Source organism: Bradyrhizobium sp. (assembly GCF_049519115.1).
Classification (GTDB): domain Bacteria; phylum Pseudomonadota; class Alphaproteobacteria; order Rhizobiales; family Xanthobacteraceae; genus Bradyrhizobium.
Genome location: NZ_JBEKRB010000006.1, coordinates 20,492 through 40,114, shown reverse-complemented (window position 1 = coordinate 40,114; position 19,623 = coordinate 20,492). Strand labels below are relative to the sequence as shown.

At 61.3% G+C, this 19,623-nt stretch carries 14 protein-coding genes; 6 read left to right on the top strand and 8 right to left on the bottom strand.

Features of this window, described 5'->3' with window-relative positions:
• Nucleotides 1–64 precede the first annotated feature (64 nt).
• Both ABSE61_RS06910 and ABSE61_RS06905 read left to right on the top strand, forming a co-directional pair.
• Nucleotides 65–1,513, top strand: a complete 1,449-nt coding sequence (locus tag ABSE61_RS06910) for a UdgX family uracil-DNA binding protein (RefSeq protein ID WP_423870345.1) — start codon at nt 65–67, stop codon at nt 1,511–1,513.
• A gap of 265 nt (nt 1,514–1,778) precedes the next feature.
• Nucleotides 1,779–3,413, top strand: coding sequence for an inorganic phosphate transporter (locus ABSE61_RS06905; protein ID WP_423870344.1), 1,635 nt, complete (start codon nt 1,779–1,781; stop codon nt 3,411–3,413).
• 93 nt (nt 3,414–3,506) lie between these two features.
• Here ABSE61_RS06905 and ABSE61_RS06900 read toward each other — a convergent pair whose 3' ends face one another.
• Nucleotides 3,507–4,679 carry a M20 aminoacylase family protein gene (locus ABSE61_RS06900; protein WP_423870343.1) on the bottom strand — a complete coding sequence of 391 codons (1,173 nt, stop codon included), beginning with the start codon at nt 4,677–4,679 and terminating at the stop codon, nt 3,507–3,509.
• Nucleotides 4,680–4,860: 181 nt separating this feature from the next.
• Between ABSE61_RS06900 and ABSE61_RS06895 the strand changes: the two genes are divergently transcribed.
• Nucleotides 4,861–6,480, top strand: a complete 1,620-nt coding sequence (locus tag ABSE61_RS06895) for a GMC family oxidoreductase (RefSeq protein WP_423870342.1) — start codon at nt 4,861–4,863, stop codon at nt 6,478–6,480.
• An 86-nt stretch (nt 6,481–6,566) separates the two neighbouring features.
• On the opposite strand, the gene hpnO is transcribed toward ABSE61_RS06895, so the two are convergent.
• On the bottom strand, nt 6,567–7,958 hold the full coding sequence (gene hpnO / locus ABSE61_RS06890) for an aminobacteriohopanetriol synthase HpnO (protein ID WP_423870341.1): 1,392 nt from the start codon (nt 7,956–7,958) through the stop codon (nt 6,567–6,569).
• Nucleotides 7,959–8,081: 123 nt separating this feature from the next.
• Between hpnO and ABSE61_RS06885 the strand changes: the two genes are divergently transcribed.
• The gene (locus ABSE61_RS06885) at nt 8,082–8,681 is read left to right on the top strand and encodes a DUF2147 domain-containing protein (protein WP_423870340.1); all 600 of its coding nucleotides are present in this window, start codon (nt 8,082–8,084) and stop codon (nt 8,679–8,681) included.
• Here the strand turns inward: ABSE61_RS06885 and hpnN are convergent.
• The gene (gene hpnN / locus ABSE61_RS06880) at nt 8,649–11,237 is read right to left on the bottom strand and encodes a hopanoid transporter HpnN (RefSeq protein WP_423870339.1); all 2,589 of its coding nucleotides are present in this window, start codon (nt 11,235–11,237) and stop codon (nt 8,649–8,651) included. The two genes, ABSE61_RS06885 and hpnN, sit on opposite strands and share 33 nt — an antisense overlap.
• A 440-nt stretch (nt 11,238–11,677) precedes the next feature.
• Between hpnN and ispH the strand changes: the two genes are divergently transcribed.
• Together ispH and hpnH are read left to right on the top strand one after the other, a co-directional pair.
• The gene (ispH, locus tag ABSE61_RS06875) at nt 11,678–12,604 is read left to right on the top strand and encodes a 4-hydroxy-3-methylbut-2-enyl diphosphate reductase (RefSeq protein WP_423870338.1); all 927 of its coding nucleotides are present in this window, start codon (nt 11,678–11,680) and stop codon (nt 12,602–12,604) included.
• Between the two features lie 35 nt (nt 12,605–12,639).
• Nucleotides 12,640–13,788: an adenosyl-hopene transferase HpnH gene (hpnH, locus tag ABSE61_RS06870; RefSeq protein ID WP_423870337.1), complete on the top strand. Its 1,149-nt coding sequence runs from the start codon at nt 12,640–12,642 to the stop codon at nt 13,786–13,788.
• Here the strand turns inward: hpnH and ABSE61_RS06865 are convergent.
• The 5 genes from ABSE61_RS06865 to hpnC form a co-directional block, all read right to left on the bottom strand.
• Nucleotides 13,729–14,460 (bottom strand): phosphorylase, encoded by a 732-nt coding sequence (locus ABSE61_RS06865; protein WP_423870336.1) that lies wholly within the window; start codon nt 14,458–14,460, stop codon nt 13,729–13,731. The genes hpnH and ABSE61_RS06865 overlap by 60 nt on opposite strands.
• Nucleotides 14,457–16,427 carry a squalene--hopene cyclase gene (gene shc, locus ABSE61_RS06860; RefSeq protein ID WP_423870335.1) on the bottom strand — a complete coding sequence of 657 codons (1,971 nt, stop codon included), beginning with the start codon at nt 16,425–16,427 and terminating at the stop codon, nt 14,457–14,459. The genes ABSE61_RS06865 and shc overlap by 4 nt, the downstream gene beginning before the upstream one ends.
• A gap of 67 nt (nt 16,428–16,494) precedes the next feature.
• Complete coding sequence (gene hpnE, locus ABSE61_RS06855) at nt 16,495–17,748, bottom strand: hydroxysqualene dehydroxylase HpnE (RefSeq protein ID WP_423870334.1); 1,254 nt, start codon at nt 17,746–17,748, stop codon at nt 16,495–16,497.
• Between the two features lie 28 nt (nt 17,749–17,776).
• On the bottom strand, nt 17,777–18,616 hold the full coding sequence (gene hpnD, locus ABSE61_RS06850; RefSeq protein ID WP_423870333.1) for a presqualene diphosphate synthase HpnD: 840 nt from the start codon (nt 18,614–18,616) through the stop codon (nt 17,777–17,779).
• Nucleotides 18,613–19,491, bottom strand: a complete 879-nt coding sequence (hpnC, locus tag ABSE61_RS06845) for a squalene synthase HpnC (protein ID WP_423870438.1) — start codon at nt 19,489–19,491, stop codon at nt 18,613–18,615. The genes hpnD and hpnC overlap by 4 nt, the downstream gene beginning before the upstream one ends.
• Nucleotides 19,492–19,623: the final 132 nt, after the last annotated feature.

Sequence of the window (19,623 nt, the reverse complement as noted above, 5' to 3'; positions counted from 1 at the left end):
AGAATAAAAGTCTGGATTGCTTCGTCGCTTCGCTCCTCGCAATGACGAGAAAGCGGGTAACACCATGCACCACATCACCCTCATCCACCAAACCGATTTCAACGGCTGGCGGCAGGCTGCGCGCACACTCGTGCTCGACGGCGTTAAGCCAACGGATGTGACGTGGAACATCGAGGGCGACGAAGACCAACTATTTGCAACAATGAAGACGGCATCACAACCGCGCTCATCGGCTGAAACCTTCAACGTCCCGGCCAAATTCGTGGAGTTAGCCAGTATTGCGATACTGCACCGTGATCCCGAGCGGTTTGCAATCCTTTACCGCTTGCTGTGGCGATTGCGCAGCCACCATGACCTTCTGGAGGTTGCGACCGATCCCGACATTTCGTGCATCTCGGCGATGGCAAAAGCGGTGCGCCGAGACGAGCACAAGATGCACGCCTTTGTCCGCTTCCGCGAGATCGGCCGCGAACGCGAGGCCCGCTATGTCGCCTGGTTCGAACCGGAGCATCACATCGTCGAACTGGCAGCGCCGTTCTTTGCGCGCCGTTTCGCCGCTATGCCCTGGTCGATCCTGACGCCCGACCTCTGTGCGCATTGGGATGGCGTCGCGCTTTCACTCTCCCCCGGCGTCCATAAGGCTGGAGCGCCGGCTTCGGACCGTCTGGAAGAGACGTGGCGGCGCTATTACGCCGCGATCTTCAATCCCGCCCGCCTCAAGGTCAAAGCCATGAGTGCGGAAATGCCAAGGAAGTACTGGAGGAACCTGCCGGAGGCTTCGATGATTAAACCTCTGATCGCCGGCGCCGCACGCGCCACCGACGCGATGATCGCTGGGGCCGCGACTGAGCCACACAAGATGCAGAAGCGGCTGGAGGAGCCGATGAGAGGCAAAACCACTAGCGTAGCCAAAGAACTTGAGAGGTTGCGCGAGGAAGCCGCCTCCTGCTGCGCCTGCCCGCTGTGGAAGGATGCGACGCAGACCGTGTTTGGCGAGGGCCCGCCGGACGCGACCGTCATGCTGGTTGGCGAGCAGCCCGGCGACAAGGAAGACCTTGCCGGCAAGCCGTTCGTGGGTCCGGCGGGGCAGATGCTCGACCGCGCCTTGGCCGAGGCCGGCATCGAGCGGGGGAAGGTCTACATCACCGGCGCGGTCAAACATTTCAAATTTGTGCCGCGCGGGAAAATCCGCCTGCATCAAAAACCGTCAACATCTGAAATCAAAGCTTGCCGGCCATGGTACGAACGCGAACTGGCGACCATCAAGCCGGCGCTCGTTGTGGCCATGGGTGCCACGGCCGCCCAAAGCGTGCTCGGCAAGATCACGCCGATCAACAAGAACCGCGGTCATCTCATTGATCTCGATGATGAAACCAAGGCGCTGGTGACGGTGCATCCGTCTTATTTGTTGCGGCTGCCCGATCCCGACGCCAGGGCGCGCGAGTACGAGCGCTTTGTCAGCGATCTGAAAATGGCCGCGGCCGTATTGCAAAAATCAGCTCATGCGGCCTGATCGCATCGCAGCCTGATCGACATTCAGGGCGCTGCTTTGCTAGATACGCCGCGCGAGACTGACCCGTTGTTTGCGATTTATTCCCACAAAAAATTACTGTGAATTGGACGGGTCAGTCAGAGGTTCTCTCAAAAGATTTTATTTCAATCATTTCAATCAGATCGGCCGGGCTTTCAGCCGCGACTGGGGATAACCCCGTCACTGTCATCTAACCTTCAAATCCGTGCGGCAATGATGAAGGCTCACCGTATCAGGGGCGTCGATAATGACTGATTTTGCACTTGACCAAAAAATTAGCGGGACGGACGACGGGCCGATCCAGCCTGCCTCAAGACCGAATCTCGACAAGGGCTTTAACCCTCTGACGATGATTATCTTTTTCGGAATTCTCGCCGCCGGTCTGGCGTTTGTCGCCTACAGCATCTACGCCGACGTCGATGCCACCGGCACCAAAATAACTTCATACGTCCCCTACATGCTGTTGGTGGTGGCGCTGCTGATCGCGCTGGGCTTCGAGTTCGTCAACGGCTTCCATGACACCGCCAATGCGGTCGCGACCGTGATCTACACCCACTCGCTTCCGGCCGAGTTCGCCGTGATGTGGTCCGGCTTCTTCAACTTCCTTGGCGTGCTGGTGTCGTCCGGCGCGGTGGCTTTCGGCATCGTGTCACTGCTGCCGGTCGAGCTCATCCTTCAGGTCGGAAGCAGCGCAGGCTTTGCGATGGTGTTCGCCCTTTTGATCGCCGCGATCATCTGGAACCTCGGAACCTGGTGGTTCGGCCTGCCGGCTTCCAGCTCCCACACCCTGATCGGATCGATCATCGGTGTCGGCGTCGTCAACGCGCTGATGCGCGGCCGCGACGGAACCTCAGGCGTCGACTGGAGCAAGGCCACCGAAATCGGTTACGCGCTGTTGCTGTCGCCACTGGTCGGCTTCATCTGCGCCGCGCTGCTGCTCCTGCTGCTGAAGGTGATCGTCCGCAGTCCGGCGCTCTATTCCGCGCCGGAACCGAACAAGGCCCCGCCACTCTGGATCCGCGGCCTTTTGATCCTGACCTGCACGGGCGTCAGCTTTGCGCACGGCTCGAACGATGGCCAGAAGGGCATGGGCCTGATCATGCTGATCCTGATCGGCACGGTGCCCACCGCCTACGCCCTCAACCGCTCGATGCCGGACTCGCAGATCGCGGTGTTCCAGCAGGCCTCCGACGCCGCCTCCAAGGTGATTGCGGCCAAGAGCGCCGGCCACAGCATCATCGGCGATCCGCGCCCGGCCGTGACGCAGTATGTGTCGCAGCATCGCATCAGCGAAGGCACCTATCCTTCGCTCTCGGCGCTGGTAAAGGACGTCGGCGATCAGGTCCTGAAGTACGGCTCGCTGAAGAAGGTTCCGTCGGAAGTCGTCGGCAACACCCGTAACGATATGTACCTGACCTCGGAAGCGATCCGCTTCCTGATGAAGGACAAGGAAAGCGACCTCAGCAAGGACGATGTCGCGGTCCTGAACACCTACAAAGGCACGCTCGACGCCGCCACCAAGTTCATCCCGAATTGGGTGAAGATTGCGGTCGCGCTGGCGCTAGGCCTTGGCACCATGATCGGCTGGAAGCGCATCGTGGTGACGGTGGGCGAGAAGATCGGCAAGACGCACCTAACCTACGCCCAGGGTGCCTCGGCAGAGCTCGTTGCCGCCGCGACGATCTTCGCGGCCGACACCTTCGGCCTTCCGGTCTCTACCACGCACGTGCTGTCGTCGGGCGTCGCCGGCGCCATGGCGGCCAACGGCTCGGGACTTCAGGTCGCGACCATCCGCAACATGGCAATGGCCTGGGTGCTGACGCTGCCGGTGGCGATCATGCTTTCGGGCGGGCTGTACTTCATCTTTGCCCACCTGTTCTGATCAAAGGCGGATCGAACGTAAAACAAAGAGGCCCGCATCACGCGGGCCTTTTTTATTGCTTTATTGCTGTCTGACGTCTTGGCGTAACGGCCTTTACGCCACGAGCGTGCTTTCGACCAGCTTGATCCAGTACGAGGTGCCGAAGACTATCGCCTCGTCGTCGAAATTATAGGCCGGATGATGCAAACCGGCGCTGTCGCCGTTGCCGCAGAAGATGAACGCGCCCGGCCGCTTCTCCAGCATATAGGCGAAGTCTTCGCCGCCCATCAGCGGCGGCATCTCCTGGACGTTGCCGTTGCCGGCGACGTCCTCGGCCACCTTGATCGCAAAATCGGTTTGCGCGGCATGGTTGACCACGACCGGATAGCCGCGAAGATATTCGAGATCGATCTTGGCGCCGGTCATCTGCGCCACGCCGCCTACGACTTCGCGCACGCGCTTCTCGACTAGCGCCCGCACTTCCGGCGTCAAGGTCCTGACGGTGCCCCTGATTTCAGCGGTCTGCGGAATCACGTTGCGCGCATTGCCGGCGTGGAACTCGCACATAGAGACGACGGCGGCTTCGAGCGGATCGACGCTGCGCGCGACGATCGACTGCAACGCCGTAATCAGCTGAGCGCCAACCATGACGGAATCGATCGACAGATGCGGCCGTGCCGCATGGCCGCCGCGCCCTTCGATGTGGATGTTGACAGCATCGGTCGAGGCCATGATCGGACCCGGCCGGATCGCGAAGCTGCCGACCGGAATTCCCGGACCGTTGTGCATGCCGTAGACCTGATCGATGGCGAAGCGTTCGAACAGTCCGTCCCTGATCATCGCGGCCGCGCCGAACCCGCCCTCTTCCGCCGGCTGAAAGATCACGACGGCTTGCCCAGCGAAATTCCTGGTCTCGGCCAGATAGCGCGCCGCGCCGAGCAGCATCGCGGTATGCCCGTCGTGACCGCAGGCGTGCATTTTGCCGGAGATTTTGGAGGCGTAAGGCAATCCGGTCGCTTCCTCGATCGGAAGCGCGTCCATGTCGGCGCGAAGCCCGATCACCTTGACGTCGGCGTTGCCGGCAGGTTTGCGTCCCTTGATGACACCGACCACGCCAGTGCCGCCCAGCCCGGTCGCGACCTCATCGCAGCCAAATTCCCGCAGCCGGTCAGCCACGAAGGCCGAGGTGCGGCGCTCCTCATAGCCGAGTTCAGGATGTTCATGGATATCGCGGCGCCAGGCCTGTATTTCGGGTTGCAGGTCGGCCGCGCGGTTGACGATGGGCATGGGAAACTCGGGTCTAAATCGTTGATGTCGCCCCTGTTTAGCATGCAAGGCCCAGCCCGCCCAATACCCCTTCGTACGAGATCCGGGCCCCTTGCATTGACAAAGGCGCAATCGCCGGACTTTGGTCCGGCCTATTAACGTCTGGCTAACAGATGCGCAGGCGAAGGGCGGAAACGAGAAAATGACGACACGGATCGATGGAGATTTCGACTACATCATCGTCGGGGCCGGTACCGCCGGATGCATCGTGGCCAACCGCTTGTCGGCTGACCTGAAAAACCGGGTGCTGATCCTGGAAGCGGGCGGCAGCGACAACTGGATCTGGTTTCATATCCCGGTCGGATACCTGTTCGCGATCGGCAATCCACGCTCGGACTGGATGTTTCGGACCGAACCCGAAGCCGGCCTCAATGGCCGTTCGCTGGCCTATCCCCGCGGCAAGGTGGTCGGCGGTTCCTCAGCGATCAACGCCATGATTTCGATGCGTGGACAGGCCGCCGACTATGACCACTGGCGTCAGCTCGGCCTGACCGGCTGGGGCTATGGCGACGTCTTGCCGGCCTTTCGCCGGCTGGAGGATCACTTCCTCGGCGAGAGCGAACATCACGGCAGCGGCGGCGGCTGGCGCGTCGAGGCGCCCCGGCTGTCGTGGGCCGTCCTCGATGCCGTCGGCGCAGCGGCCGAGCAAATGGGAATTCGCAAAACTGCGGATTTCAACACCGGCGACAACGAAGGCGTCGGCTATTTCCACGTCAACCAGAAGCGCGGACGCCGCTGGTCTTCGGCGCGCGGTTTTCTCAAGCCCGCTTTGGGGCGGGCTAATCTCCGCCTCGAGAAGAACGTGCTGGTCGACCGTCTCATCATCGAGAACGGCCGCGCCGCGGGCGTTCTGTTTGCCAGGGATGGTGAGATTTTCGAGGCCCGTGCCAAGGGCGAAGTGATCCTGTGCGCCGGCTCGATCGGATCGACGCAAGTGCTGCACCGATCCGGCATCGGTCCTGCGGAATGGCTGACCCCGCTCGGCATTGAAAGCATCATCGACCGACCGGGCGTCGGGCGAAACCTGCAAGACCATTTGCAGCAGCGCGCGATCTACAAGGTCTCCGGCGTCCGCACGCTCAACGAGACCTATTACTCCTACCTGCGACGCGGCCTGATGGGCCTCGATTACGCTTTTCGCCGCCGTGGCCCCTTGACCATGGCGCCCTCGCAGCTTGGCATCTTCACCCGCTCTGATTCCCACCGCGACCGGGCCAATATCCAGTTCCACGTGCAGCCGCTGTCGCTCGACAAGTTCGGCGATCCCCTGCATCGATTTCCGGCCATCACCGTCAGCGCCTGCAACCTGCAACCGACCTCGCGCGGCACCGTGCGGATCAAGTCTTCCGCTGCCGATCAGGCGCCGTCGATCGCGCCGAACTATCTGTCGACCGATGACGACCGTCAGGTCGCTGCCGACGCGATCCGCACCACGCGGCGACTGATGAAGCAGCCCGCGCTCGCTCCCTATCATCCGGAAGAATATTTGCCGGGCCCCTCTGTCGGCGATGACGAAGCGTCGCTGGCAAAAGCCGCCGGCGACATCGGGACCACCATTTTTCATCCCGTGGGCACTGCGAAAATGGGAACGGAAAACGATTCCCTGGCCGTCGTCGATGAGCGATTGCGCTTTCGCGGGCTTGCGGGTCTGCGGGTCGCGGATGCGTCCGTGATGCCGACGATCACCTCGGGCAACACCAACACCCCGACGGCGATGATTGCCGAAAAAGGTGCGGCGATGATCCTGGAGGATGGGCGCTAGCTCACGATACGGGAAAAGTGTGCAGCGGTTTTCCCTCGCGACAAACGCAAGAGCGTTTGCGCGGAGATCATGCGCAAACGATAAGCTTAAGCTGATTTGCGAACCGCGTTGTCGACCAGCGTTTTGCCGAGCGACCAGATCGCGCCCGGGACCTTGTGACTGGATGCGATCACCGAATCGAACGCCTGTACGATCCAGTTGCAGTCTTCCTCGGTGATGGTCAGCGGCGGCAGCAGCTTGATGGTGTGACTGCCGTGGCCCGACACCTGGGTCAGAACCTTGTGGTCCTTGAACAGAGGAACGGTGATGAGCTGACAGAACAGCCCTTTGTTTGCGGTTTCCAGCACGTTCCAAGACGCTTTCAGCCGCAGCGATTTCGGCGAGCCGAACTCGAGACCGATCATCAATCCCTTGCCACGCACTTCCTTCAGAAGCTCGTAGCCGGGAACCATCCGGTTGAGCGCGAGCCGAAGCTCGGCGCCGCGCTTGGCGGCGGCCTCGACCAGCTTTTCCGACTTCATCACTTCAAGCGTGGCAATGCCGGCCGCCATCGCCAGGTCGTTCTTCGCAAACGTCGAACCGTGCACGACCGCGCGGTCCATTTGATTGAAGATCTTGTCGAAGATGCTCTTGCGCGTGAGCACTGCGCCAACCGGCACATGACCGCCGGAGAGCGCCTTCGACAACAGAACCATGTCGGGCTCGACGTTCCAGTGTTCGACGGCGAGGAAGCGACCTGTTCGACCCATGCCAGTCTGGATTTCATCCGCAATCATCAAGGTGCCGTACTTCCGGCACAACGCGGCCGCGCCGGGCAGGAACTCGTCGGTGGGCATGTTGACGCCCTTGCCCTGGATCGGCTCGAACATGAAAGCGGCGACTTCGCGCGAGGACAGCGCCTGCTCAAGCGCGGCAAGATCGTTGAAGGGGATCGAGGTGCAGCCAGGAAGCAGCGGCTGGAACCCGCCGCGGAAGTTCGGATCGTCCGTCAGCGACAACGCGCCATAAGTGAGGCCGTGGTAAGCGTGCGCGCAGTAGACGATGCCGGGCCGGCCGGTGGAGGCGCGCGCGAACTTGATGGCGGCCTCGACGCATTCCGCGCCGGAATTGGCGAAAAACACCTTGTCCAGATATGGGACATATTTCAGCAACCGCTCAGCCAGAATGCCGGCGAGCGTCGAAACATCGAGCTGAACGAGATTTGGCAGGTCGCTGTCGAGAACGCTCTTGAGCGCCTCACGCAGGGCCGGATGGTTCCGGCCAATCGCAAAAACGCCAAACCCGCTCAGTAGATCGAGGTAACGGACACCGTCACGATCAAAGAGGTACTGGCCTTGGCCCTTCTGGAAGCCGACATCATAACCGATCGTCTTGAGGACCCGAACGAGCTGTTCGTTCAAATAACGCGCATGCATGGAGCTACGTTGCCCCTGCCGGTCCGCAAACATCGCAGAAACATCTAGATTAGAATCCGTCATCAGCTACATACTTCGCTTAGTGCCCGTTCCGTCAACTGAAAACGCTGAATGCGGCGTTTTGCCATCCTCAGGATCATCCATTTGAGCATAGGTTACACAATGTTGCACCGCCCGCGAGATGTTATGCGTACACTTATACTTTTTGCTACATTTTCCGGGCTGAACACAGCTTCGGCGCTAGCGGCCGATCCGACCGGAGACTGGCTCGTGGCGGACGGCGTAGCCCACATTCGCGTCGCCGAATGCAACGGCAGCATGTGGGGCGCGGTCGCCTGGGAGAAGGAGCCCGGCGGCGTCGACGAACACAATCCCGACGCCTCAAAACGGAGCAGACCAACGCTGGGCATAGCGGTCCTCAGTAATATGAAGAAGAAATCCGGGGTCGATCAGTGGGAAGGCGAAGTCTACAACGCCAATGACGGCAAGACGTATAGCTCGACGATCAAACCGGTCGGCTCCGACAAGCTGGAAATTCAGGGCTGCGTGCTCGGCTTCCTGTGCGGCGGGGAAACCTGGACTCGAATCGCCGGCCCCATTCCTTCGAGTCCCACCAACACTGTAGCAAAGGGCGCAAAGCCTGCGGTACCCCCGAAGACTACGGGCACGATGACGGCGGCGCCCAAGACGACATCGGGTCAGAAGCAGGCAGCGACGACGCCCGCTGCCCCCGCCGATGTCGGCGATATCTGCCTACTCCCCGACATCGCGCGGTTTGCCCATTAACGCAGGCTGAAACAGCAGCACCGCAGCCAGTGTCGTGACCAGCGACAGCGCCAGAAGCTTACCCATGCTTGCGGTTCCCGGATGGCTCGACAGCCACAGGCTGCCGAACGCCGTGGCCGTTGTCAGCGCGCTGAAAAATATGGCGCGCGTCAGGCTCGATTGCAGCAGATTTGTTCTCCCGGAGCGCCACGCCGTCACATAATAAATCTTGAAGGCGACGCCGACGCCGAGCAACAGCGGCAGCGCAACGATGTTGGCGAAATTGAGCGGCATGTCGATCAGGACGCATATCTCGAGCGTCACCGCGCCCGCGACCAACAGTGGTACCAGCGTCAGCAACACATCGGTGATGCGTCGCAGCGTCAGCCAGAGCAACAGGCTGATGACGAGCAGTGCCCAGAAGCCGGCGTGAATAAACGCCTTCACGATCGTCTCGCCGGACTTGAGAATCGACACCGGACCGCCGATCGCGGTTGGCTCGGCGGCAAGCACGGCGGCTGCGAACTTGCGCAGCGTCTCGTTGTCGTTGGGATCGCCGCGCGGCTCGGCCTCGACGCGCATCAGGCCGTCCTTGGTCTTCCAGCCGCTCACCAGATCGGTCGGCAGATTATTCAGGCTGACCGGCCTCGCCTGCATCGCGTTCTTGAGTTGATCGAACACGATCTTCAGCGGGGCGACGAAGATGGCTTGGGTTTTTTCGCGGGTGGCCTGATTGGAATCGGCAAGCCGTTGCAGATCATCGGCCAGCCGCCGCGACGCTACCGCTCCCGGCCCTTTGGCGTCGCCCGCGGTCTTGCGCAAACTATCCGCCGATCCCTTCAGGGCGTCGATATTTTCCGCGTCCGACGGCGGCTCATCAACGGATTCAGGATTGAGCGCCGGATTGAGAACCTTGGCACCTTGCGCAATCAGCTTCAGCTTTTCCGGCTGATCTTCCGGCACGAAACTGTCCAGCGAGATCACGTTGAGCACTTCCGGCAGCTGCGAGAGTTTGGCTTCGATCTTTTTCGCATCGGCTTCCGAATTCGTCATCACGTTGATAGCGTTGGCGCCGGTGTTCGGATCTTTTCTCAGGTCGAGGAACGTGGCGATCGATTCAACGTTGGGATTGCGCAAATGCATCGGGTTGAAATCGAAGTGCAGGAAGTAAAGCAGCGGCAAGCCGGAAGCCGCGACCAGCAAGGTTCCGACAATGACGATCACGCGGTGCTTTTCGAGGAAATGATCGAGCGGGGCCAAAAAGGCATAGCCGACCGGATCGTCTTCTCCCGGAGGGTTGAGCAGGCTGAGCAAGGCCGGCAATACGGTGATGCTCGTTAAAAACGCTACCAGCATGCCGACGCCGGCGATTTTGCCGAGTTCAGACACGCCTTTGTAGTCGGTCGGCAGAAACGACATGAATCCCGCCGCTGTCGCCATCGCCGCGAGCGAGAGGGGGACGGCGGACCGCTCGGCCGCCTTCGCCAGCGCCGCCTTCAGGTCGTTGCCTTTGAAACGCTCCGAACGGTAGCGGACGCTGAACTGGATGCCGAAATCGACGCCCAGTCCGACAAACAAAACCGCAAACGCAATTGAAAGCAAATTGAACGAGCCGACCATCATCAGGCCGATTGCCGTGGTGATCGAAAGGCCGATGAACAGATTGGCGAACACCGCCGAGATGATCTTCGCCGAATGCAGCGCCAGCCAGAGGATGAAAAGCACGACCAGAACGGTGCCCACGCCATTGACGACAGCGCCGTCGGCGACCGTGGCAAACTCCTCATTGGCGATCGGCACCGGACCGGTCAGGCGGACCCGCGCGCGATATTCGCTTTCGAGCTTGAGGTCGCCGGCGGCCTGCCTGATCGCATCGGTTGCCTCCTTGCCGGGCTCGAGCGCGTTGAAATCCAGGATCGGCTTGAACTCGATGAACGACCGCCGATCGCCATCGGTCAAAGGCTTGTCGCTGATCAGTTCGCGCCATGAGAAGGTGGCGTTGCCGTTCTTCAGCTCGTCCTCGATCGTTTGGGAGATCTGGTTGAACGGCCGCTCGGTGCTGTCGAGTTTGATCTGGCCGCGCTTGACGCCGGCGAGAGCGGTTTCCAATGCGCCGGTCAAACCGCGGATGCTCGGATCGCCGGCCATGATCTCGATCAGCGGCGCTGCCGACCCAAATTGGCCGGTGGCCCGAGCGACCTCTTCCTTTGGCAGGAACAACAGCGCGTTCTTCTCGAAGAACTCGCCCGACCCCAGCGGCTGGACCGACTCGAAATGCTGCTTGTCATTGGCGAGCTTCCGATAGAGCGCCGCACTGGCCGAGTTCGTCAGCTCAGGCGTCGGCGCCTCCACCACCGCCAGAATCGTGCGGTCCCGGTCGAACGCCGTGTCGAACTGAATGTCGCGCTTGCGCCAGTCCAGATCGGGAGAAATCAACGTGTTGATGTCGGTATTGATCTCGAAATGTTCGGCAGTATAGAAGCCGGCACCGACCGCAAGGCCAAGGGCAATCAGAACAGTGGTGGCGGCAAACCGGGTACAGGTCTGGACAATCGAAATAACTAGCTTTGTCAGCACGTCTATTCTTTCTGCTGTTAACGCTGATGTTAACGGCCTGCCGGAAACGCCCGCTATCTAACCGAGTTCCCCAAGCCGATCTAATGTTGTTTTTGCGCTTTTCTGGCGCCGTTAGCCTAAAAAGGCCAGCAAGATGCCGAATTCGGGCCATCGGGCGCTTTCCGCCGTTTAATCGGGCGTTATGACGCAGCTGTGAGGAAATGTAAGCAATCTTGAGCTCAAAACTGTACCATAGTACCTAGATTAATACTGAAGACGACATATACCTGCCTCCTGACAATCCTGCCGGTAATCGCCTTTTCTATCCGATCTTTTTTTGACACAAAGCCCTGCGCCTGTCCGGCAACGGTTGGTGCGGATATTGCAAACATGCGTTGAAATATCGGCGTCGGGATCGAGCGCTAAATTGGGGGTAGTTCAACTTGCGTAACGGCCGTCCTATGGAAGTTTATCTGGCACAACCTCGCGGGTTTTGCGCGGGCGTCGTGCGCGCAATCGAGATCGTCGAGCGTGCGCTCGAGAAATACGGCCCTCCGGTCTATGTCCGGCATGAGATCGTGCACAACAAATACGTGGTCGAAAGCCTGAAAAACAAAGGGGCTATCTTCGTTGAGGACCTTTCCGAGGTCCCGCCGCAGGCTGTTACGGTGTTCAGCGCCCATGGCGTGGCGCAAAGCGTAGAGGAAGAGGCTGCGGCGCGCGGCCTGCCCGTGCTCAACGCCACCTGTCCGCTGGTGACCAAGGTCCACAACCAGGGCAAGCGGTACATGTCGAAGGGCCGGTCCTTGATCCTGATCGGCCATGCGGGCCATCCCGAGGTCGAGGGCACCATGGGCCAGGTTCCAGGCCCGGTGCTTTTGGTCCAGAACGTCGATGACGTCGCGGCGCTGACGTTGCCGAGCGACGCCCCGGTGGCCTATATCACCCAAACCACGCTCAGCGTGGACGACACCAAGGACATCATTGCGGCCCTCCACCAGCGATTTACAAATATTCAAGGCCCCGACATCCGGGATATCTGCTATGCGACACAGAACCGCCAATCTGCGGTAAGGGACCTGAGTAAACTCGTAGACGTTATCTTGGTGGTTGGGGCCAACAACAGTTCCAATTCGAACAGGCTGCGCGAAATCGGCACCGAAGTCGGTGTAGCGAGTTACCTGATTGCCGATGGCAGCGAATTGAATCCGGAATGGCTGAAGGATGCCAAGGCGGTCGGAATAACCGCCGGCGCCTCGGCGCCGGAAGTTCTTGTCGACGACGTGATCGAGGCCTTGAGGCGTATCGGACCGGTTGAGGTTTCGGTGCTTCCGGGCCGCGAAGAAAATATCGAATTTCGGCTTCCGGCTGAGTTGGCGGTGGGCTGATAAACTCCTCTCCCTGGGTGGTAGAAAGATTCGTAATGGCAATACCGTTCTTCAAGGAAATTCGCATCGGTGGCTATCTGATGAAGCAGAAGCTGATGGGCCGGAAACGGTACCCGCTGGTGCTGATGCTCGAGCCGCTGTTTCGCTGCAATCTCGCCTGTGTAGGCTGCGGCAAGATCGATTATCCGGATGCGATCCTCAATCGCCGGATGACGGCGCAGGAATGCTGGGATGCGGCCGATGAATGCGGCGCGCCGATGGTGGCGATTCCCGGCGGCGAGCCGCTGATTCACAAGGACATCGGCGAAATCGTTCGCGGTCTCGTGGCGCGCAAGAAATTCGTCTCCCTCTGCACCAACGCGTTGCTGCTCGAGAAGAAGCTTCACCTGTTTACGCCCTCGCCCTACCTGTTTTTCTCGGTCCATCTGGATGGTCTGAAGGACCACCACGACAAGGCCGTGTCCCAGGAAGGCGTGTTCGATCGCGCGGTCTCGGCGATCAAGGCCGCCAAAGCCAAGGGGTTTGCGGTCAACGTCAATGCCACGATCTTCGACGGACATTCGGCAGAAGACATCGCCAAGTTCCTCGACTTCACGACTGAACTCGGGGTCGGCGTATCGATGTCACCGGGCTACGCGTATGAGCGCGCGCCCGACCAGGCGCACTTCCTCAACCGCACCAAGACCAAGAACCTGTTCCGCGACGTGTTTGCGCGGGGCAAGGGCAAGAAGTGGAACTTCATGCATTCCAGCCTGTTCCTGGACTTCCTGGCCGGCAACCAGAGCTACGAATGCACCCCATGGGGAATGCCCGCCCGCAACATTTTCGGCTGGCAGAAGCCCTGCTATCTGCTCGGTGAAGGCTATGCCAAGACCTTCAAGGAGCTGATGGACACGACGGATTGGGAAACCTACGGCACCGGCAAGTACGAGAAGTGCGCCGACTGCATGGCCCATTGCGGCTATGAGCCAACCGCGGCAAGCGCGGCGCTCAGCAATCCGTTGAAGGCAATGGCAGTGGCCATCCGCGGTGTCCGGACGACCGGCCCGATGGCGCCGGAAATCGATCTCACCAAGCAGAGGCCGGCGCAGTACATCTTCTCTGCGGAAGTGCAGAAGCGGCTGTCAGAGATCCGCCGTGACGAGGCCCTCGCTGCCCAGCAGAAAGCTTCGACAGCCGCGTAGGCTCTTTAGCGCGCGGTTGAAGTCGATCCCGGTTGTAACCAGATCGCGTAGCGTGCGCGGATTACGCGCCACGCTGCGCAGGACCTTGCGCAGGTCGATATCGCCGTTGGGCTTGATCGCGGCCATTGCCAGCGGCGGCAGAGCCCGGTGGGCGGGGTCGCTGACGACCCGTAGCGCCGCAAACGGAAGCTCGGCGTTGGCAGCGTACTCAGCCGCAATATGGCTTTCCATGTCGACCGCGGCGGCACCCGTCTCCAGATGCAGCGCCTCCTTGAGGTGACGGGCGGCGACCACCTGCTCGGCGCCTGCCAGGCGTCCCCTGACGATGCGCCGGCGTCCGAGCCCCATGCTGGCGATCAGATCGTCGTTGAGGGAAAGACCAGCCAGCCAACGCGCGTCGCCCGCCAGCACTTCGGTCGCCACCACAACATCGCCTGACTTCAAGGTAGGATCGAGCCCACCGGCCACGCCGAAGCTGATCACTCCCTTGATCGTGGCGGGATCGAATACGGTTAGCAGCGCGCGCAGCTGCTGCGGATCGCTACTACTGCAGATGACGGTCATCCCAGGCCCGGACGCGATCCGGGCCTCCTGTATCAGACCAGTCACAATAAGCACCGGCCGCGGGTCCACCTTGACCCCGGACGCGCCAACCCCTGCCCCCAACTTCACATCCCGACCCCTACCACCCTGCTGTTGGTCTTTCGCAAATTCCGGAACCGCGCCAACGCCCAGAGCGGGAAGAATTTCGAATAGCCATGATAGCGCAGATAGAACACCCGAGGAAACCCCGTAGCCGTATAGCGTTGCTCGTCCCACAAGCCCTTTTCGGTCTGTGTGGTCATAAGGTACTCGACACCGCGGGCAACAGCCGGATTTTCGACCTCGCCCGCCGCCATCAGACCAAGCAAAGCCCATGCCGTTTGCGAGGGCGTGGTCGGGCCGCCGTCAAATCCCGGGTCGAATTCCTTGTAACCGAGTCGGTAGCTGGCCGCATCCTCGCCCCAGCCGCCATCGGCGTTCTGGACCGACACCAGCCAGTCGGCCGCCTTCCGCACCATCGGGTCCTTATGGTCGATGCCCGCGGCATTGAGCGCACAGAGCACCGACCAGGTGCCGTAAATGTAGTTCAGGCCCCAGCGGCCATACCAGGACCCCTCCGCAAGCTGGGTCTTGCGCAGGTAGGCGATCCCGGCCGCGACTGCCGGGCTCGTGCTGGCGGTCTCCCCAAGCTGGGCCAGCATGGAAATGCAGCGGGCCGTGACGTCCTCGGTCGGGGGGTCGAGCAAAGCGCCGTGGTCCGAGAACGGGATGTTGTTGAGGTAATATTCGAGATTATTGACGTCAAAGGCGGCCCACCCGCCGTCCTTGCTCTGCATGCCCTCGATCCATTCGCGGCCACGGTCGATCGCGGCGTCATAGGCCGGGTTCGGCACCGCGCGTCGGGCGCGATCCATGGCCATGACGACGACCGCGGTGTCGTCGAGGTCGGGGTAGTGAGCATTATTGTACTGGAAAGCCCATCCGCCCGGGCGGGTCTGCGGGCTCTTGACCGCCCAATCCCCCTTCACGTCCAGCACCTGTTTGGGCACCAGCCAATCCAACCCTTGCCGCGCCGGCGCCAGCGCAGCCTCGCTTCCGGCCTCGAGCAGGGCATGACAGGTCAGCGCCGTATCCCACACCGGCGACACGCAGGGCTGGCAATAGGCTTCGTCCGCGCCGATCACCAGGAGCTTGGCGAGGCCCCTCCGCTGGGTTGCGCGCGGCGGATAGTCGGCGCCCTTGCCAAGCGCCTCATACATCATCACGGCGTTGGCCATCGGCGGGAAGATCGCGCCCATACCGTCCTCGCCGTTCAGCCGCTCTTCGATGAAGGCGACGGCCTCGTTAATTGCGCGTGCGCGCAACCTCTTTGGAAACAGCGGTTCGACCACCCGCAACACGCTGTCCAGGGCACGAAAAAACAAAAACCAGCCCCAGCTTTGATGCGCCGCCTTGGCGGTCATGCCGATCGAACGCGGATCCTGAAGGAACAGCTCGTCGATGCCGACGCCCTTTGGATTTTTCGCACGCGGCTTCAGCGCCGCCAGCACCAGAAGCGGCACCAGCGTCGTGCGGGCCCAATAGGAAATCTTGTTCAGGTGAAACGGGAACCATAGCGGCAGCAAGGTGATCTCGACCGGCAACACGGGCACGCTGCGCCAGGTCGTCACACCGAATAAAGCGAGCATGAAGCGCGTGAACACGTTGCTCTTGGCCGCTCCGCCCTGGGCATGGATCGCCTCGCGCGCCCGCACCATATGCGGCGCATCGATGGAATCGCCGATCATCTTCAAGGCGAAATAGGCCTTGACGCTCGCGCTCATGTCGAACTCGCCGTCATGGACCAGCGGCCAGCCGCCATGGGCGCCCTGAATCCGGCGCAGGTAATTGGCGATCTTGGCTTCCAGAACCGTATCGGCCGGTTCTGCGAGATAGTGAGCGAGCAGCACATATTCGGCCGGAATGGTGCAATCGGCCTCAAGCTCATACACCCAATGCCCATCGGCCTGGCGATCATTCAGCAGCCCTTGCGTCGCCGAAACGATGCTCGCTTCGAGGCCGTCGGTGCTCCTAAGCTGGGTGGCAGCAGAATGCATTTCGCCCGAAATCCTAAGTCCTTATCCGTCCGGTCTCACAGACAACCTTAATTTCGCCGTCCGCTCATTAAATCTGGCGCATGGCGAGGATGAGATCGGCCGCCCGGTTCCCCGACCGCGCCGACCCTTCGATGGTTGCCGGCACCCCCGTATCAGTCCAGTCGCCGGCAAGAAACAGGTTTTTGAAGGCCGTCACGGCGCCCGGCCGCAGCGCGTTCTGTTCCGGCGTGGCCTCAAATGTGGCACGACGCTCGCGAACAATCTGCCAGGGCGGCAGTTCGGCCGTGATCCCCGCAGCTTGGCAGATATCCCGCCAAATGGCATGGGCGAGCTCCTCGCGCGGCATATCCACCAGGCGGTCGGCGCCGCTGATGGTGATCGACAAGCGCTGGGGGAACGTGAATAGCCATTCCACCAGCCCTCCCACGACGCCCAAAATCGCGGGCAGGTCCTTGGGCGGCTCAAATCGAAAATGCGCGTTCACGATGGCGCGGAACTTCGACGGCGTCTTCAGCCCCGGCAACAACGAGGCCGCCGGTCGTGGCGGCACCGCTAGCACGACGACGTCCGACGGTGCCAGCGAGATGGCCTGTTCGCCGAACTTCAACTCGCTCACCCGATCCGCGACGCTGCCAAATCCGCGCAGCTCCTGGCTAAACCGGATATCGGCGCCTTTGCCCTGCAACAGCTTGATCGCCGGCTCGACCAGAACCGCGCTCAGACCCTCGCGCGCAATCAGTGGCCGGCAGGCTTGCCCGCCCGCGAGCAGCGTTTCCCGCACGACCGCGCCGGCAAGGCCGGCCGATCCGCCGGGCGGATCGACATTGAGCGCAGCCAACAGCAGCGGCTGCACCAATCGCTGGTACAGCACGCCCTCGCAGGGGATGGCGTCACCCACAAGCCTGGAAGGCGACGACCAGATCAGCGGCATCAGCGCCAGATAGTCGCGCAAGCTCGTGTCCGGCACCCGTCGCGCGGAATCGAACACCCATAGCGGCAGACGGCCGTCGCCGAGATCGAGCTGCCAGCGCTTGCCAGTCGACACATCGACAAAGGGAAACTGGGCGCGCTTCGGTCCCACCAGCCCGGCTTCGGTGCCGATCGACCTCGCATAGGCCAAGGCGTGGTGGTTGCCCGAGAGCAGCAGGTGGTTGCCGTTATCGATGGTCAGGTTGGTTGCGGCATCGAAATAAGACCGGCAGCGTCCGCCCGCCTGTTGCGTGGCCTCATAGAGGCACACCTTGAAATTCGCGTTCGCCAGCCGGACCGCGGCCGACAGGCCCGAAATTCCCGCGCCAACGATGTGGGCAACTTTTTGCATGAGATGATTGTGTGAAAGATTTGGGACGTCAGAAAAAGCCGTAGCGAAGCAGAATGGCGATGCGGGCCGCCTTGTTCAGGCGAACCGACGTTCGCGGGTTAGCGAACCCGCGCGCAACAAGCAATGCCAGAATGGAACCGTAATACTTCGACATGATGCGTGGTGCGCGCACCGCACGGCGCGAATTGCGGGCCATGATCTGGTCGGCTTGCGCAAAGTGGTTTCGCGCCCGATCGACCAGCGGCGTGCAGACCTTCGGCACGGCCGGATCGGCGGCCACGACCAGCGGATCGGTCGAACTGATGCCCGCCTGCACCAATCCCTCCTTCGGCAAATACAGCCTCCCGATCGCGGCGTCTTCATCGATGTCGCGCAGAATGTTGGTCAACTGCAAGGCGCGGCCGAGATGGTGCGCGAGCAGGATGCCGTCCTCTCTCGGCAAACCGAACACCTTGACCGAGAGGCGCCCGACCGCGCTTGCGACCCGGTCACAATAAAGATCGAGGGTGGCAAGGTCCGGCGCCCTGATGTCCTGCGGGACATCCATTTCCATGCCATCGACGATTGCCAGGAAATCCTCGCGCTCAAACCCGAACTGTTTCACCGAGGCAACATAATCGCGCAGGCGCGCCGGCGGATGGCCTTGATAGAGGGCGTCGATATCTTCGCGCCACTGTTGCAACGCGGCCAGCCGCTGTTCGCGCGGGCCGTCGGAATCGGCGATATCGTCGACCTGTCGGCAAAAACTGTAGATCTGAAACATCGCCTCCCGCTGCTCCTGCGGAAGAATGCGCATCGCGGCATAGAACGAACTGCCCGATGCCGTCGTCCCATAATTCGGATTGGCGCACGCCACCTCTCCCGTCATGCGCCAGCCGCCGATTTCGATGCCGGACGGCGCCCGGAGAGACGGTGGATCGATTCGGCGGCGAGACCTCCGAGGCTGAACGCGAGCAATTCGACCGGATTGAGGTGCACCCGTTCGCTCAAGGGATCGCGCACCTTCAGGAGACGAACGATCTTGTCCGCGAACGATTGAATGACCGATATCTCAAGCCCAAGCCGGAAATCCCTGACCTCGGCGGCCAGCAACTTGCTCTCGTCGAGCAGGACTTCGTTACGCACCGCCAGCGATTGCAGACATTCCAGTAACGCGGGCGCAGCGCGTGCCTCGCCCAATTGTTCGACGGAAGCGCCGCTGGCTTCCAGCGCATCGCGCGGAAGATAGACACGGTCGAGATTCCTGAAATCCTTGCCGCAGTCTTGCAAGTGATTGTTGATCTGCAAGCCGGCGCAAAGCGCGTCCGACGCCGCCCAAGTGGACGTGCTTTCGCCGTGAACGTCGAGCATGAACCTGCCGACCGGCATCGCCGAATATCGGCAATAATGGATCACTTCGTCCCACGTCTCATAACGAAGCTTGGTCACGTCCATCCGGAAAGCGATCAGGACATCGAGCGCATGACGCGGTGACATCCCGCGCTCCGCCAGCGCAAGGCGCAGATTGACGGCTTCCGCCTGGCTGTCACCCTTGCCGAGCAACTCCGCGTCCAACAGATCGAGAAGCGCGAGCTTTTCGTCGCCGCCCAGTGTTTCATGGTCGGCGATATCGTCGGCCGTTCTGACGAAGTTATAGAACGCGAGGATCAATGCCCGATGCCGCGGGTGGATGATCCACGACGCGACCGGAAAATTCTCGTCGCGGTGACCCTTGCCGGATCGCCATTCGCTCGCGTTCGTCATCTCAAAGGCTGACTGTGTCATGGGTTTTCGCATGCGCCGGATATCCGGCATGCTCTCGGAATTACGTCAGCCCCATATAGGCGAATATGTCACCAAAACCAATGCCATCCGTGCCCATAGGCAAAGGCCCGC

Coding starts and splice junctions, on each gene's coding strand:
- ABSE61_RS06910 (WP_423870345.1), top strand. CDS start 65: ATGCACCACATCACCCTCATCCACCAAACCGATTTCAACGGCTGGCGG.
- ABSE61_RS06905 (WP_423870344.1), top strand. CDS start 1,779: ATGACTGATTTTGCACTTGACCAAAAAATTAGCGGGACGGACGACGGG.
- ABSE61_RS06900 (WP_423870343.1), bottom strand. CDS start 4,679: ATGCCCATCGTCAACCGCGCGGCCGACCTGCAACCCGAAATACAGGCC.
- ABSE61_RS06895 (WP_423870342.1), top strand. CDS start 4,861: ATGACGACACGGATCGATGGAGATTTCGACTACATCATCGTCGGGGCC.
- hpnO (WP_423870341.1), bottom strand. CDS start 7,958: ATGACGGATTCTAATCTAGATGTTTCTGCGATGTTTGCGGACCGGCAG.
- ABSE61_RS06885 (WP_423870340.1), top strand. CDS start 8,082: ATGCGTACACTTATACTTTTTGCTACATTTTCCGGGCTGAACACAGCT.
- ispH (WP_423870338.1), top strand. CDS start 11,678: ATGGAAGTTTATCTGGCACAACCTCGCGGGTTTTGCGCGGGCGTCGTG.
- hpnH (WP_423870337.1), top strand. CDS start 12,640: ATGGCAATACCGTTCTTCAAGGAAATTCGCATCGGTGGCTATCTGATG.
- shc (WP_423870335.1), bottom strand. CDS start 16,427: ATGCATTCTGCTGCCACCCAGCTTAGGAGCACCGACGGCCTCGAAGCG.
- hpnE (WP_423870334.1), bottom strand. CDS start 17,748: ATGCAAAAAGTTGCCCACATCGTTGGCGCGGGAATTTCGGGCCTGTCG.
- hpnD (WP_423870333.1), bottom strand. CDS start 18,616: ATGACGGGAGAGGTGGCGTGCGCCAATCCGAATTATGGGACGACGGCA.
- hpnC (WP_423870438.1), bottom strand. CDS start 19,491: ATGACGAACGCGAGCGAATGGCGATCCGGCAAGGGTCACCGCGACGAG.